This window comes from Winogradskyella psychrotolerans RS-3, assembly GCF_000427335.1.
Lineage (GTDB): Bacteria > Bacteroidota > Bacteroidia > Flavobacteriales > Flavobacteriaceae > Winogradskyella > Winogradskyella psychrotolerans.
In genome coordinates, this window is sequence record NZ_ATMR01000037.1 from 78,557 (window position 1) to 92,409 (window position 13,853).

Sequence of the window (13,853 nt, forward strand, 5' to 3'; positions counted from 1 at the left end):
TAAATCAAAATTAAAGATTATGAAACTAAATAGCATAGGTTTAGATACCGTAAAAACAAAAGGATTAGCTGATGATTTAAATCAATTATTAGCAAATTTTCAATTGTATTATCAAAACTTAAGAGGTATTCACTGGAATATTAAAGGCCGTGGTTTTTTTGATCTTCATGTAAAATTTGAAGAATTATATACCGATGCCAATTTAAAGGTAGATGAAATAGCTGAGCGTATTTTAACGCTAGGCGAAACACCACTTCACACGTTTGAGGATTATACAAAAGCAGCAAAAGTACCTGTAGGTAAAAATATTTCTAAGGATGAAAAAGCAGTGCAATTAATTGTAGATTCTCTTTCAGAATTATTAAAAATGGAGCGTTCTATTTTAGAAGCAGCAGGGGATGCTAATGATGAAGGAACCAACTCAATGATGAGTGATTTTATCACCGAACAAGAAAAAACAGTTTGGATGATGAAAGCTTGGTTGGGTGAAACAGTTTAAGATTGAATTATTTTAAAATAGAAAAAGACTGCTAATAAGCAGTCTTTTTTGTTTTGATTTATGTCGGTACTATTTTAGAAACGGATATTCATTTCCAAATCTTTATTTTCAACTTTAAATTTAGCATTATCGTAATTAGGTGGTCCAAATGACATCACGTTATTAGAAATTCCATAAGATTCTAAAGGCATTCCATTGTCTCTAAAGTCCATACGTTTATTGTTATTTGCATCGTGCATTGTCATTATTGCGTATTCTCCTGGTAAAACGTTTTTAAAGGTAATAGTTACTTTTCCGTCTTTTATTTCTGTTTCTACATCCTGAATACCTTTGCCTTTCATAAAAGTCTCTGAAGTGTGCAAAGAAGTTAATACTTTACCCTCATCGCTTATTACATTATCAATGGTAATAGTGATTGTAGATCCTCCTTCTTGAGAAAATCCAATGATTGAAGTTAAAGCTAATGCGAATGTTAAGATTAATTTTTTCATGAGTAAGCGTTTTAATGGTTAGTGAACTACTGTTCTGTTTTATTGATGATTCAAATATCAGACAAACGCTTCAATTCTTAAAATTGTAATTACCGAACTGTAATTTTTTTAGGATGGACTGTTATTTAGTTAGGAATTAATATGTTAGCCAAGAGCCAAGAGCCAAGAGCCAACAACCAACAACTACAAAAGTCCACGCGCCTTAATCTCTAAATACTTATTAATGGTATTGATGGTTAAGTTTTCTGGTGCCGTTAAAATGGATTGAATACCATGTTTTTGAAGTTCTTTTACCATTAGTCGCTTTTCGAAAGCAAATTTTTCGGCAATAGTTTTATGATATATAGATTGTAAATCTTCAGCATTCTCTTTTAGTATGATGTCTAATTCTGTGTTTTCAAACAACACAACCACAAGCATATGCTTTTTAGAAATGGCCTGTAAATACGGCATCTGTCGTTTTAATGCACTGATGTGTTCAAAATTAGTATATAATAAAAGTAAGCTACGGTGTGTGACTTTTCGTTTTAATTGCGCGTAAAGCAGACCAAAATCACTATCATTAAATTGCGTATCAATATTGTACAGGTTTTCTAAAATACGATTGAGATAGGTGATCTTCTGAATGGCAGGTAAGAAGGATTCTATCTTTTTTGAAAAGCTAATCATGCCAACTTTATCGTGTTTTTTTAAGGCCACATTACTAAATGTTAACGTTGAATTGATAGCGTAATCTAACAGTTTTAAACCGTTAAAAGGCATTTTCATTATTCTGCCAGTATCGATAATAGAGTAGATGGGTTGCGATTTTTCATCTTGATATTGATTCACCATCAATTGGCCACGTTTTGCTGTCGCTTTCCAATTTACAGTTCTAAAATCATCGCCAGGAATATAGTCTTTAATTTGTTCAAATTCTGAAGTGTTCCCAATCCGTCTTATCTTCTTTAAACCGAACTCAGTCAATGAATTACTAATCGCTAGAAAATCGTATTTCTGCATTTGAATAATGGAAGGGTAGACCATTACCATTTGCTGATTTTGAAACTTATACTTCCGTTTTACGATTTTTAGAACCGAAGACACAAATATATTAAGATGACCAAAATAATATTCACCACGATCTACAGGTCTTACTAAGTATTCGAAGTCGTGATTTTGATTAGGGTTTAAAGATGTTTGATAAAGAAAATCACGTTTCTGAAATTGTACAGGTAACTCATCTATAACATCGATATACGTTTTAAAACCATACTTGTTGGTAATTGTAATAGGTACAGGATTATTATCGCTATTGGAAAACTTATCTGGTAAAATCCGCCGTGCATGTATGGCGTTTTTTGGCTGATAGAGTAGCAATATATCTATAAGTAGCAGTACAGCTATAATAATAGTCACTATCCAAGCCACAGCATATAGAGTAGGCAACCAAAACGATAAAAGAAAGCACACCGAAGCCATAGCTATATAAATATAGAGCTGGCTGTGTATGTACAATGATTTTAAAAAATTCATAATCAGTTAAGAGCTAATAGTTATGAGTTAAAAAGTGTAAAAACAGTTAATCTCTTTAAGCTTTATTCTTCATGGTTTTAATTGTGGATATCAACATTCTTATTAATTCTTGATTCTTACTGCAAAGTGTTTCAAATGATTGAATTGATATATAGTTTGAGTCTTTTAGAATAGATAGCCAATAATCAGTTTCATTTGCTTCTTTTAAAGCAATACTCATTTTGTGAATGAAATCTTTACTAGATTGCGCAAATTCAGCTTCTCTAATATTTGTACCTATTGAGGTACCGCTTCTCATAAATTGTTTCGATAATATAAATTCTCTTTTATCAGAAGCTAAAGTTTTATAGAGTTCCACTATGTTTAATGCAAAGTCGTAACTTTTATTGCGTAAAATAGATTCTCCCATAACTCTCAACTTTTAGTTTTTCACTATTCACTATTCACTATTCACTATTCACTATTCACTATTCACTATTCACTATTCACTATTCACTATTCACTATTCACTATTCACTATTCACTATCTCGGCACTTCAACCGATTGCACAATCATTTCAATGACATTTTCTGTAGTCATACCTTCCATTTCGCGTTCTGGTGTTAAGATGATACGATGATTTAATACCGGATTTAATGATTTTTTTACATCTTCGGGAATCACAAAATCACGTCCATTTATAGCAGCAAATGCTTTGGCTGTATTAAGAATTGCAATAGATGCTCTTGGCGAACCACCAAGATATAAATGCGGATGATTTCTAGTTTTTGAAACCACTTCTGCAATGTATTTTATGATCTTTTCTTCAACGAGAACAGACTGCGTTTTGCTTTTGTAATCTTCTAGTGAAGCGACATCTAAAATAGGATTAATCCGTGATTGTGGTTTCTCACCTTTACGCTCGTGATGAGAGGCAATAATTTTAATTTCATCTTCTAAAGACGGATAATCCACTTTAATTTTAAAGATAAAACGATCTAATTGCGCTTCCGGTAAAGCATAGGTGCCTTCTTGCTCAATTGGGTTTTGGGTTGCAAGCACCATAAACGGATTATTAAAAGGGTAGGTGGTGCCATCAATTGTAGCTTGGCGCTCTTCCATAGTTTCAAATAATGCTGCTTGCGTTTTGGCAGGAGCTCTGTTGATTTCGTCAATTAAAACAATGTTCGAAAAAATAGGTCCTTTTTAAATTCAAATTCCGAAGATTTCATATTCAAAATCGAAGTTCCCAAAACATCACTTGGCATCAAATCTGGAGTAAATTGAATTCGGCTAAACTCAGTTTTTAAAACCTTGGCAAATAGTTTTGCAGTTACTGTTTTTGCAATTCCAGGAACACCCTCAATTAAAACATGGCCATCGGCTAATAAGGCTACGATAAGTAATTCTACAAAATGATCTTGCCCAATGATGACTTTTCTTAACTCACTTTTAATGCTTTCTACGGCATTTTTTAAATCTTCTAATTGAATGCGATTATCAAAATTTAAGTCGTCGTTTACTGTTTCGTTTTCTTCCATTGATTATGGGATTTAAATTGTTCTATTAAGGTGTTTAGCCTTTCTAATTCGGTAGGGCTGATGTCATTCTTCTGATTCAAACTTTCTATAAGTTGAAATAAAGCCTTCGTATCATCTACCGTGTTATTGCTTCGCGCTGCTAAATTATTTATAAAACTCGTGTTTATTTCTGCAGTGGAAAGGTGTAATGTGTTTCTAATATACTCTAAAAAATGATGCGCTTTATGTTGTGAAATATCTTTGTGTTTTCCACTTTCATAATACATATTGGCAATAGTTCTTGTAAAATCTACAGTCTGATTTTTCAACGATTTCACAATCGGAATGGCGCGTTGTTTCCGTTTACCTTCAAAAATAATATAGATTAAAGCACCGATCAGCATTAAATAATACGCCCATTTTAAAGATTTTGTATTTAAAAACAAATACATTGGTGAGGTGTAGAATGTCTTTCCTGTTTTGTAATAGGTATCCACGTATACAGGTTTGGAAGTGTCTATGTACGATAAAAGTCCGGCGGTATAATCTTGATTTGGAGACTGTAGTATAAAGTAGTTGGTAAATGCCTGAGGAAAGGTGCTAAGTATAATTTCACCATCTCCAAAACGTTGTTTTATAGTGTTAATTAGAGTGTCTTCCATAGGCTTATTTTCACCTCTATAGGTGTCAATCAGACCAATAATCGATGTTTTTAAGGTATCGATTTTATTAAAATGAAAGAAGGATGTAGAGCGATCGTACTTATAAGTTTGAGAGTCGTCTATTGCGGGATTTACCAGTTTAACTTGGTATTCGTTATTAAAATTATCAAACGTATTTACGGATTTGGTATTTAAGTTTAAAGTGTCTAATAATGTTGTTTCAAAATTTACAGCAGCAACAATAAGTGTGTTTCCACTAGAAACCCAATCTAAAAGGCTATTTAATTCTTCTTTTCCAAATTCAATACCTCCATTATAAAACAAATATGTGCCACTGATGTTATTGTTTTTTAAATATTCAAAAGGCGGACGGTCTACAATAGAAACAGAGTCGGCAACCCGTTTTAATTGGTTGTTAAACACATAAGTGCCAAAAGGAATTTTATGATGCGTTGCATACGAAGGAAACCAATTTATAGCCTTCGGTTTATTCATTTCTAGAACAACGATAGCCAAAATGGTAAATGCTACAAGGATGATATATAGTTTTCCTTTTTTACTCAAGGTGTTGTAATTGTAGTATTTAAATGTTCAAAAGGGAGTTTTAAGGTCTCAAACTTAGCAACATCGATATTAAACTCACCGTACCATACGTAATCATAAATTCTGGTGATATTTTTGAAATCGGCTTTTAAAAGTTCCTTATTAATTTCATTGATATAATCTTCATTCGTTTTTTGTGGTTGCCAAGAAATATGATCAGTTTCTGTTAAATATTTTAAAGACAATAGGTAATAATAGCGAATGGCTAATCTGTAATTGTTCTGTTGAATGGCTTCATTTATTAACGCAGGAATATCTTCATTCTTAATGATTTGTTCCTCTTCTGAAAATAAGATAGAACCTTGTTTTCTGCTTTTTGCTATGAGGTTATTCGAATTCACTTTCAAGAAAAACCGGATTAATAAGAATAGTAAAAAGGCTAATAATAAATAGGGTAGAATTGAAAAAACAAAGTACAAAAAGCCAGAAGCCGTACCCACGCCAAATATGGCTTCCCAAAACTTGCTAAGTATATTTTGAAGCCATCGATACGCTTTGTCTAAGAAATTTTCTTCAGGTTCAACTTCTGTATAGTTAAAGTCCTTGTCAGCTTTATAGGCTTCTAAATCGTCTTCGGTTATTTGTTGTTTTTCAAGTGTAGTATCATCAAACCTTACGGACTGCTCACTTTGTTGCGCAACAGAAAGTTGCCCAAAACAAAAACAAAGAAGTAGCAATCTGTATACTAACATTTAATCTTCTGTATTTCCAATTTCACTAATACGATCATAAGTGCCAGTAAAATTTACTTTTTCGTGTAAATGAAAGTAAATCACAGCTCCCGCAACCATTAAAATGATATTTAATAAAAACTGAAAGAACGTATTTAACACGTTAAGTATAATAACCACCGGATCGGCAGAAAAGGTATTGAGGTTGGCAGGATCAATTTCTCCAGAAAAAATACCTGTACTTACTAGTGCATAAATAACAGATGGAATTGAAACCACCATAAGAAGAATGTAATAAATGATGCCCAAAATGATAATAACACCGAAAGCCGTCCAGAAATCAGCATTAGCTAACGTAAAACTCTGACTAAAGGCATCGGATGTTGAGCGCTTAGGTTCAAAAACATAAATACTAAATACAAGTGCCATAGGAACCATGGCGTAGAGCACAGGTACAAAGCAAAGCATTATAGCGATAATTAATGTGACTCCTTTTAAAAAACTAAGTCCAAAAAACGACCAAAATGATTTAAGCACATTACTTTTTATTTCAGCAGCGTCAACAATACCCTTATGATCTATATAAGATTTAATGTAAAATAGTACTGTAGAAGCTGTAAGAATATAAGCTGCAATTGCGGAAATAAAGTAAATAATGACAACGAGAATGGTCACAAAGACATTAGGGGAGTTTAAGCTAGGCTCATTAAATCTTGTAAAATTTAATAAATCACCAGCCACATAATTATAGGCAGCAAGTGATAGCATAAATACTACAATCGCAGGACCAGCAATATTGAAAATGGTTCTTATAAATGGTTTAAATTCATTTCTAATAAAGCCAAAGGTATCAGTAAGTATGCTACTGAAATCTCTCTGTTTTCTAAATTCGATATAGGGTTTATTCATGTTTAATCGGTTGGTTTATCGTTAAGTTCTATAGTGTTTTTAGATATTATATTCTGTTTTAACTTTCTACGGAGTTGAATTGGGTAAATTACGTAGTAAAATAGGATTAAAGCTAGAGAACTGGCAATAATTAAAATGGCTAACCAATCTGGCATTTCTGTATGTCTGGTAACAAAACCTTCTAAAAAACCTGCAATTATAAAAAAGGGGATGGTGCTCATTAGGATTTTTAAGCCGTTAATTACGCCACGTTTAAAGGCTTCTAATCGTGGTAAAGTACCTGTAAATAACATGCCGTTTCCCATTACAAGACCAGCACAACCTGCAATAATAATCATAGAGATTTCAATGGTTCCATGAATCCAAATGGTACGCGCAGATTCCCATAACAAGCCTTGTTCGTAAAAAAAGTATTGAAAACTGCCTAACATAATACCATTTTGCATCATAATATATAAGGTGCCAATACCTAATAGAATACCATAGCCAAAGGCCATAAGGGCTACTTTAATATTATTAAGCGTTATACCCAAAAACATATTAAATTCTCCTTGTTGCTTATAAACCGCCATAGGATCTCCTTTTTCTATATTTTCTATCGTCATGTTAACATAACCATCTCCAAGAAACGATCTTACAAAATCGTCTTCGCTAGCGGCAGAAAATGCGCCAACCATTACAAAAAGGGTAAATGTTAAAAAGGCAATTAGAAGTTCGCGGTGATGTTGATAGAACATCGAAGGAAATTCCGTCTTAAAAAAAGAAATCAGCCTGTTTTTAGGTTCTTTCTTTGTTTTATAAATAAGTTGATGTGCGTTAGATGCTAGTTGATTAAGATAGCGTTCTGTATTGCTATTCGCATAAAATGTTTTGGCGTAGCTTAAATGGTCGGTAACTTCAATATAGAGGTCAGAAAGTAAATCGGGATCTATTTGCGTTTTATTTGAAAGAATGTTTTCAAATTCTAACCATTTATCTTTATTTTGCTTTACAAAAGCTGCTTCGCGCATTATATTCCCTTTTAGACTTTCAAAGAAAAGAAAATATGGATGAATTTCAAATAGAAACTGCCCAAAATGTGGGGATTAATCAAAATGTTGCTAGTATTGGCGATAGAATGCTTGGTTACCTCATTGATAGTGCCATTATTTTTTTGTATGGCATTGCTGCGATACTCCTTTTAACCACTTTAAATATGGACATGGGAGATACTTGGGCCATTTATTTGTTAGTGTCGTTACCTGCATTTTTATATTATGTGTTACTCGAAACATTTTTGGATGGTAAAACAGTTGGTAAAGTACTTATGAAAACGAGAGTGGTAAAACTAGACGGGTCTAAACCTAGTTTTTCTAATTATTTTGTACGTTGGATTTTACGAATTGTCGATGTGGTTTTAACCTCAGGTGGTGTGGCTGCATTTACGATTTTAATAAAAGGAAACGGACAGCGGCTAGGTGATATCGCAGCGGGTACAACGGTAATTAGTGAGAAACAGCTCTTAACGATTCATGATACGCTTATAAAAGATATTCCTGCAGATTATGTACCTACTTACAGTCAGGTTACGGTTTTGAATGATAAGGATATGCAGACGGTGAAAAATTTATATGATGATGCGCTTAGAAATGGTCATCATAATATTATTCTGAATTTGCACCAACGCTTATTAAAAATTATGGCGATTGAAACTCAAGATAAACCGGTAGATTTTGTGGCAACGGTTATAAAGGATTATAATTATTATACTCAGAATATGTAAGCAGAGAACCACTTTTTCCTTTTCGGAAAAAGTGAGTGAATCGCTTATCCCAAACTGGTTTTGGGATCTCAGAGAACCACTTTTTCCTTTTCGGAAAAAGTGAGTGAATCGCTTATGCTGAGCGCAGCCGAAGTATCTGATAGATAGTATTTGAATTTGTTATGCTGAACAATTAATTAATGGATAAGAGAAAATATGTGTGAATCGTTTATCCTGAGCGCAGTCGAAGGGCTTATGCTAAGCATCACAGATAACCAAAATATATTTTGTATCGAAAGGAGTAAACAACGATTAGTGAAGTATCTGCGAACAAGTGTGTGAATCATTTAACTTAAGCTTAGGACTGTCTTTAAGGTTTTTAACCCTGATTTTTAAATTAGATTCCTACCTTCGCGCGACTGATAAATATGTAAATATAAGTACCCTATGTTTTTTCAAGTCATAGATATATTAGGAACTATTGCTTTTGCCATATCTGGTGCATTAGTAGCCATGAATAAACGGATGGATCCATTTGGAGTCCTAATAATTGCTTTTGTGACAGCTGTTGGAGGTGGAACATTACGAGATGTTATGATTGGTATTGAACCCGTATCATGGATGCGAAATATGACCTTCGTTTATGTGATTATTAGTTCTGCGTTTTTTGCTGTATTATTCAGAAAACGAATTAACTACCTGAGAAAATCACTCTTTTTATTCGATACTATTGGGATCTCACTTTATACAGTTGTGGGTATCGAAACAGGACTTGTAGCTGGTTTACATCCATTAATTTGTATTGCTATGGGGACAATGACTGCCTGTTTTGGTGGGGTTTTGAGAGATATTTTGTGTAATGAAATTCCTGTAATTTTCAGAAAAGAAATCTATGCAACAGCTTGCATTTTGGGTGGAATCACTTATTTCTTGCTGTTACAATTTTTTGAAGATAGAAACATCTTATTCGTTATCGTTGGTGTCGTTGTTATTACAATTAGACTAATTGCCGTGCGCTATAAAATTAGTTTACCTACTTTGTATAAGAAGGACGAAGGTATACTCTAATTTTTAGCCCCTGTTATAACTGGTTTTATCTTTTTTAGTCTTTCCCCAGGCAATAACATTAACACCATTAGAATATTGAATTTTGTTAGGGTCGTTTTTAAGAAGATTTTTAAACCTTGGATAATTGAAGTCTAGTTTTGTGATGTCTATGTTATGAATAGGCCATTCTAAATGATGAATTTCAAATGCGTTTATAGCTTGTTTTGTGTCTTGAAAAAGCGCATATCTTTCCGTTAACCAGTGGTCTAATTCAGATTTTGTTTCAACCGCTTCTCTAATTGAAAATGCAATATCTAATTTGTCATTAAACGCAGCATTATATGATTGGTATTGGTTTGCTGTTCGTTTAATTTTTGAATAGCGATAAGGAAGTTCCGAAATGCCTTTTGCAATTTTACAAGATAATCGTTTTCCTCCTTCAATACTTAAAAAATAGACACCGGTTTTATGACCAGATTTTACATAGGTTCTAATATTAATTTCGTCAAAATCCGAAATAGGTGAGAACGACGGCAAATATTTAGGTCTGATCTTTTCCATTGTAAAAGCTACCACGGAAACCCAAGGTTTTCCCTCAAAAAGGTCAATTTCCAATTCTTTTGGTACCAATTTTTTGAGTTCCTCCAATTCAACTTCCCAATGAAGAAATATGGCATTATTCCATTCTTGATAGAATTTCCAGTTTTCTGTGGGCATTTTCCAAGGTCTGTGTTCAGCGGTTTTTAATAGGTCTTGGATTTTCATTTTTTGAGTTGAATACTTAGTTTTTGTTCGAATCATTTTTAACCACCATTAGCTTTATTGCTTTCTCAGAATCTTCTAAAATCATAATTTTATAGTGCTTCCATTCTATAATTAGATCCTTGTCTTCAGCTTTATTTAATGACGTAAATGACACCGTTTTCTGCTCATCGTCTTCTGATAATAACATATGATACGAATTAAAGGCATCGGTCTGATTTCCATCTATGTCCTCTGACCATTCACCAATATAATCTTTAAATAGGATTTGAAGATTACCAATAACAGCGGTTTGTCCTAAATCAATAAACATTGGCTTTCCAAAATCTAATTTTGTGACAACTAACGCTACGTCGTTTTTCTCAATTTTTAAATCAAAAGAATAGTTTTGATAAGCTTTTGGGTAGTTTGTTTTTTTACGATCGCTAGACGCGTCATAACACCAGAGAAAAGTAGCGTATTTAGTGTTGTTATTAAATACGTTTAATTCTAGTTGAATTTGAGGCGAGTCGTTGTTTAATAATTTTGATTGAATGAATAGATTAGCTGGTTCTATAACTAATGCTTCAAATTGAATACTAGGATTTTTTCCTGTTTTTAAAGGTGTTGTAATAGAATCGTTTGTCATGTTATTTTCTGATTGTGCAAATCCTGTGTGTTGTATGCATACAAGTAATAGAATCCATATATTAAAGTTGAAAATCATCATGGTTAGGTGTAATTTATCGTTAAAAAAGGCTATCAAATTTGAATGCTAACATATAATAAAGTAGGCCTATTGTCGCCAATAAATGAAGTCCAAATCCAATACTATTTATGACTTTGACGGGCATTTTATTATAAAAACCAAAAATAGCATAGAACGCAAATATTAAAATACAAGTTTCCAAACCGATGACCACTAATTCTCTAAATTCAAAGTTATGCTCTTTTATATCCGGAATAGTGATAGCCCAAAAAACAAATATACCGATTACCATTACCATATTTAAATACGGAATTATTAAAGTTGATTTTCCCTTTTTGTATGCGACGATTATGGCGACTAAATGGCAAATCAAGATTATAATTAGCGTTGTGTTGATATATGTGTCATTCATAAATAACTGTATGTGAGTTTGTGTCGTGTTTAGAGAACGAATTTAGGAAATTCAAACTGAATAGACCCGAGCGCAGCGAACTGGCGAAGCAAAACCTGAGAAATTTATTATTTATGTGCAGTTTCAATGCTTGTAAACAAAACAAAGATTGCCGAGATCTTTACGAGCGCATAGTTGCCAAAGGAAAGCGTAAAAAAAACAGGCTTTTGAAATCGCTAAATCGGGATTAATATTTGAAGGAAACTCTAAAAGTACTTTGGTGAAACATTAATAAGTTTTTAACTGTTTGTTGCCAACAGTGTTTTTAGTTAATAGTAAATTATAGTTTCAGAATTAGGAAAGGTAAATTTGTTATTTCCAGGATAAAAGTTAGCCATAGTCGGCAAGGTGCTGAGTTTGCTGATTGTTTCTTTTTTCTCTGTTTTGGAATCTTCCTTCTCACAATCTGATGTTTCTTCTTGATAAATCACCTTGCCGTTTGATAGATTATAATCAAAATTAAAGAAATTATCACAAGGGGAACCAAAGTTTACTGTTGCTCCAATTAATTGAAATTCCCCGCTTTGAAATCTAAACCTATGCGTATAATGCCATCTTTGACGAGAGCCTCCTGAATGATTAATTACAATACAATTTTTATTAATGGAAATTCCTTCAAAAGGATCTCCCATCATTCCTCCGTGTTGACTTGGTAATATGGCTCCAACTGATTTTTTCCACAATTCCCATTTATTATGGTTCTTTTTGTAAATGTATATTTGCCTTTCCGTGCCCATATCCGTTTCTTTTTCGGTATCGTAAACTCTAACTTTTTCAAAAACACCATCGTTATCTAAATCTCCTTCTTTTTCATCGAGAATTTTAAAGTGTTTTGGTGTTTTAATTATTTCTGTTGTTTTATTTTCCTGACTTTTACAGTACATAAATGAAAAAAGAAATAGAGCTAAAACGTATGTAGGTATGGATTTTTTCATAGTGTTGATCACGGTCTCAAATATGAAAAGTAGCGTGTAAAGACACACTAACTTTTCGGATTTTGCACGAGCCAAATTTAAAATTGGTGTTACCTTGTAAATATAGTAAAAACCTCTCAGAAAGCTTATAATAGCTATGTTTTATACGCTGTGTTGCTATGTGTTGCTATTAGTTACTATTATTCAAATGCTTTTGTTATATTCGCCATCAACTAATCTAGTTAGACTTTCTTCTTAGACTTTTTTCTGCCCTTTTCATTGAGTTGATTTAAGACGAATCTAAAAAAAATCAATTATATGAGAAACACTACACTCGTAGCATGTCTATTACTTGCTACACCATTAATTTATTCACAAGAAAACGTTCCTGCCTCCGGAGGCGATGCCACTGGCAGTGGCGGTTCGTCCAGTTATTCAGTTGGCCAGTTGGCGTATACCACCAATACAGGAAATGGCACGGTTACACAGGGCGTACAGCAAAGTATCGAACTGTTTACCTTGAGCAACCCAGAACTAGCCACCGTAAAGCTGTCGGCGGTGACCTATCCCAATCCAACATCAGATTATGTAGTATTGGCCATAAGCGACGCCAAATTTATTGGTTTGAGCTATGTTCTTTATAATTTACAAGGTAGAGCGGTATCACAAGGTCAAGCACCCCAATCTAACACGCAAATAGACATGCGAACTTTACAATTAGGCACCTATTTGCTTAAGGTAAGCCACAACAAAAAAGAACTAAAGACCTTTAAAATCATCAAAAACTAATCGTAACCAATTATGAAGAAATTTTACACAATTTTAGCGGCGGTTTTATTAACGCTTAGCACGTTTGCCCAAACGCCAGAAAAAATGAGTTACCAAGCTGTTGTAAGAGACAGTGGTGATAACTTAGTCGCTAACCAACCCATAGGGATGCAAATAAGTATTTTGCAAACCACCGCAATAGGAACCGTTGTTTACGCAGAAACCCAAGCGCCAACAACCAATATCAACGGATTAGTAACCTTAGAAATAGGCACAGGAAGTGTTGTAATTGGCGATTTTGCAACTATAGATTGGTCTGCTGATACGTATTTTATAAAAACAGAAACCGACCCAACGGGCGGAAGTAGTTACACTATTACCGGCACTAGCCAATTAATGAGTGTGCCTTACGCTTTATATGCAAAAACATCAGGTAGTTCTACGCCTGGTCCAACAGGCCCACAAGGTCCCTCAGGTAATGATGGTGCTGACGGAGCAGATGGTGCTGATGGCACTAACGGTTTGGATGGATCAACAGGAGCAACAGGATCTACTGGGCCACAAGGCGCACAAGGTCCAACAGGAAATGATGGTGCTGATGGAGCAGATGGTGCTGATGGTACTAACGGTTT

At 33.7% G+C, this 13,853-nt stretch carries 17 protein-coding genes and 1 pseudogene; 5 read left to right on the forward strand and 13 right to left on the reverse strand.

Annotated elements, in window-relative coordinates; genetic code table 11:
• Positions 1 to 19: 19 nt before the first annotated feature.
• Complete coding sequence (locus ADIWIN_RS03365; RefSeq protein WP_020896138.1) at positions 20 to 499, forward strand: Dps family protein; 480 nt, start codon at positions 20 to 22, stop codon at positions 497 to 499.
• A 74-nt stretch (positions 500 to 573) separates the two neighbouring features.
• On the opposite strand, the gene ADIWIN_RS03370 is transcribed toward ADIWIN_RS03365, so the two are convergent.
• The 9 genes and pseudogenes from ADIWIN_RS03370 to ADIWIN_RS03405 form a co-directional block, all read right to left on the reverse strand.
• Positions 574 to 990, reverse strand: coding sequence for a DUF2141 domain-containing protein (locus ADIWIN_RS03370; protein WP_020896139.1), 417 nt, complete (start codon positions 988 to 990; stop codon positions 574 to 576).
• Positions 991 to 1,173: 183 nt separating this feature from the next.
• Positions 1,174 to 2,505 (reverse strand): DUF58 domain-containing protein, encoded by a 1,332-nt coding sequence (locus ADIWIN_RS03375; protein ID WP_040756449.1) that lies wholly within the window; start codon positions 2,503 to 2,505, stop codon positions 1,174 to 1,176.
• Between the two features lie 55 nt (positions 2,506 to 2,560).
• The gene (locus tag ADIWIN_RS03380) at positions 2,561 to 2,914 is read right to left on the reverse strand and encodes a four helix bundle protein (RefSeq protein ID WP_040756450.1); all 354 of its coding nucleotides are present in this window, start codon (positions 2,912 to 2,914) and stop codon (positions 2,561 to 2,563) included.
• Positions 2,915 to 3,028: 114 nt separating this feature from the next.
• Positions 3,029 to 3,550: an AAA family ATPase gene (locus ADIWIN_RS22090; RefSeq protein WP_369021490.1), complete on the reverse strand. Its 522-nt coding sequence runs from the start codon at positions 3,548 to 3,550 to the stop codon at positions 3,029 to 3,031.
• A pseudogene (locus tag ADIWIN_RS22095) lies at positions 3,530 to 4,026 on the reverse strand (AAA family ATPase); the annotation flags it as partial. The gene ADIWIN_RS22090 and the pseudogene ADIWIN_RS22095, both read right to left, overlap by 21 nt.
• On the reverse strand, positions 4,005 to 5,231 hold the full coding sequence (locus tag ADIWIN_RS03390; RefSeq protein WP_020896144.1) for a DUF4350 domain-containing protein: 1,227 nt from the start codon (positions 5,229 to 5,231) through the stop codon (positions 4,005 to 4,007). The gene ADIWIN_RS03390 and the pseudogene ADIWIN_RS22095, both read right to left, overlap by 22 nt.
• Positions 5,228 to 5,962 carry a hypothetical protein gene (locus ADIWIN_RS03395; RefSeq protein WP_020896145.1) on the reverse strand — a complete coding sequence of 245 codons (735 nt, stop codon included), beginning with the start codon at positions 5,960 to 5,962 and terminating at the stop codon, positions 5,228 to 5,230. The genes ADIWIN_RS03390 and ADIWIN_RS03395 overlap by 4 nt, the downstream gene beginning before the upstream one ends.
• Positions 5,963 to 6,850, reverse strand: coding sequence for a hypothetical protein (locus ADIWIN_RS03400; RefSeq protein ID WP_020896146.1), 888 nt, complete (start codon positions 6,848 to 6,850; stop codon positions 5,963 to 5,965).
• A gap of 2 nt (positions 6,851 to 6,852) precedes the next feature.
• Positions 6,853 to 7,860, reverse strand: coding sequence for a stage II sporulation protein M (locus ADIWIN_RS03405; protein ID WP_020896147.1), 1,008 nt, complete (start codon positions 7,858 to 7,860; stop codon positions 6,853 to 6,855).
• A gap of 35 nt (positions 7,861 to 7,895) precedes the next feature.
• Between ADIWIN_RS03405 and ADIWIN_RS03410 the strand changes: the two genes are divergently transcribed.
• Together ADIWIN_RS03410 and ADIWIN_RS03415 are read left to right on the forward strand one after the other, a co-directional pair.
• On the forward strand, positions 7,896 to 8,612 hold the full coding sequence (locus ADIWIN_RS03410) for an RDD family protein (RefSeq protein WP_020896148.1): 717 nt from the start codon (positions 7,896 to 7,898) through the stop codon (positions 8,610 to 8,612).
• A gap of 426 nt (positions 8,613 to 9,038) precedes the next feature.
• Complete coding sequence (locus tag ADIWIN_RS03415; RefSeq protein ID WP_020896149.1) at positions 9,039 to 9,659, forward strand: trimeric intracellular cation channel family protein; 621 nt, start codon at positions 9,039 to 9,041, stop codon at positions 9,657 to 9,659.
• Positions 9,660 to 9,662: 3 nt separating this feature from the next.
• On the opposite strand, the gene ADIWIN_RS03420 is transcribed toward ADIWIN_RS03415, so the two are convergent.
• The 4 genes from ADIWIN_RS03420 to ADIWIN_RS03435 form a co-directional block, all read right to left on the reverse strand.
• Complete coding sequence (locus tag ADIWIN_RS03420; protein ID WP_020896150.1) at positions 9,663 to 10,403, reverse strand: YqjF family protein; 741 nt, start codon at positions 10,401 to 10,403, stop codon at positions 9,663 to 9,665.
• 16 nt (positions 10,404 to 10,419) lie between these two features.
• Complete coding sequence (locus ADIWIN_RS03425; RefSeq protein ID WP_020896151.1) at positions 10,420 to 11,028, reverse strand: hypothetical protein; 609 nt, start codon at positions 11,026 to 11,028, stop codon at positions 10,420 to 10,422.
• Between the two features lie 100 nt (positions 11,029 to 11,128).
• Complete coding sequence (locus ADIWIN_RS03430; RefSeq protein ID WP_152487207.1) at positions 11,129 to 11,500, reverse strand: hypothetical protein; 372 nt, start codon at positions 11,498 to 11,500, stop codon at positions 11,129 to 11,131.
• Positions 11,501 to 11,808: 308 nt separating this feature from the next.
• The gene (locus tag ADIWIN_RS03435; protein ID WP_020896153.1) at positions 11,809 to 12,474 is read right to left on the reverse strand and encodes a hypothetical protein; all 666 of its coding nucleotides are present in this window, start codon (positions 12,472 to 12,474) and stop codon (positions 11,809 to 11,811) included.
• Between the two features lie 297 nt (positions 12,475 to 12,771).
• On the opposite strand from ADIWIN_RS03435, the gene ADIWIN_RS03440 reads away from it, so the two are divergent.
• Together ADIWIN_RS03440 and ADIWIN_RS03445 are read left to right on the forward strand one after the other, a co-directional pair.
• Positions 12,772 to 13,242, forward strand: a complete 471-nt coding sequence (locus ADIWIN_RS03440) for a T9SS type A sorting domain-containing protein (protein ID WP_020896154.1) — start codon at positions 12,772 to 12,774, stop codon at positions 13,240 to 13,242.
• Between the two features lie 12 nt (positions 13,243 to 13,254).
• Positions 13,255 to 13,853: DUF8740 domain-containing protein (locus ADIWIN_RS03445; RefSeq protein WP_161624661.1), on the forward strand; the 599-nt coding region annotated here is incomplete at its 3' end.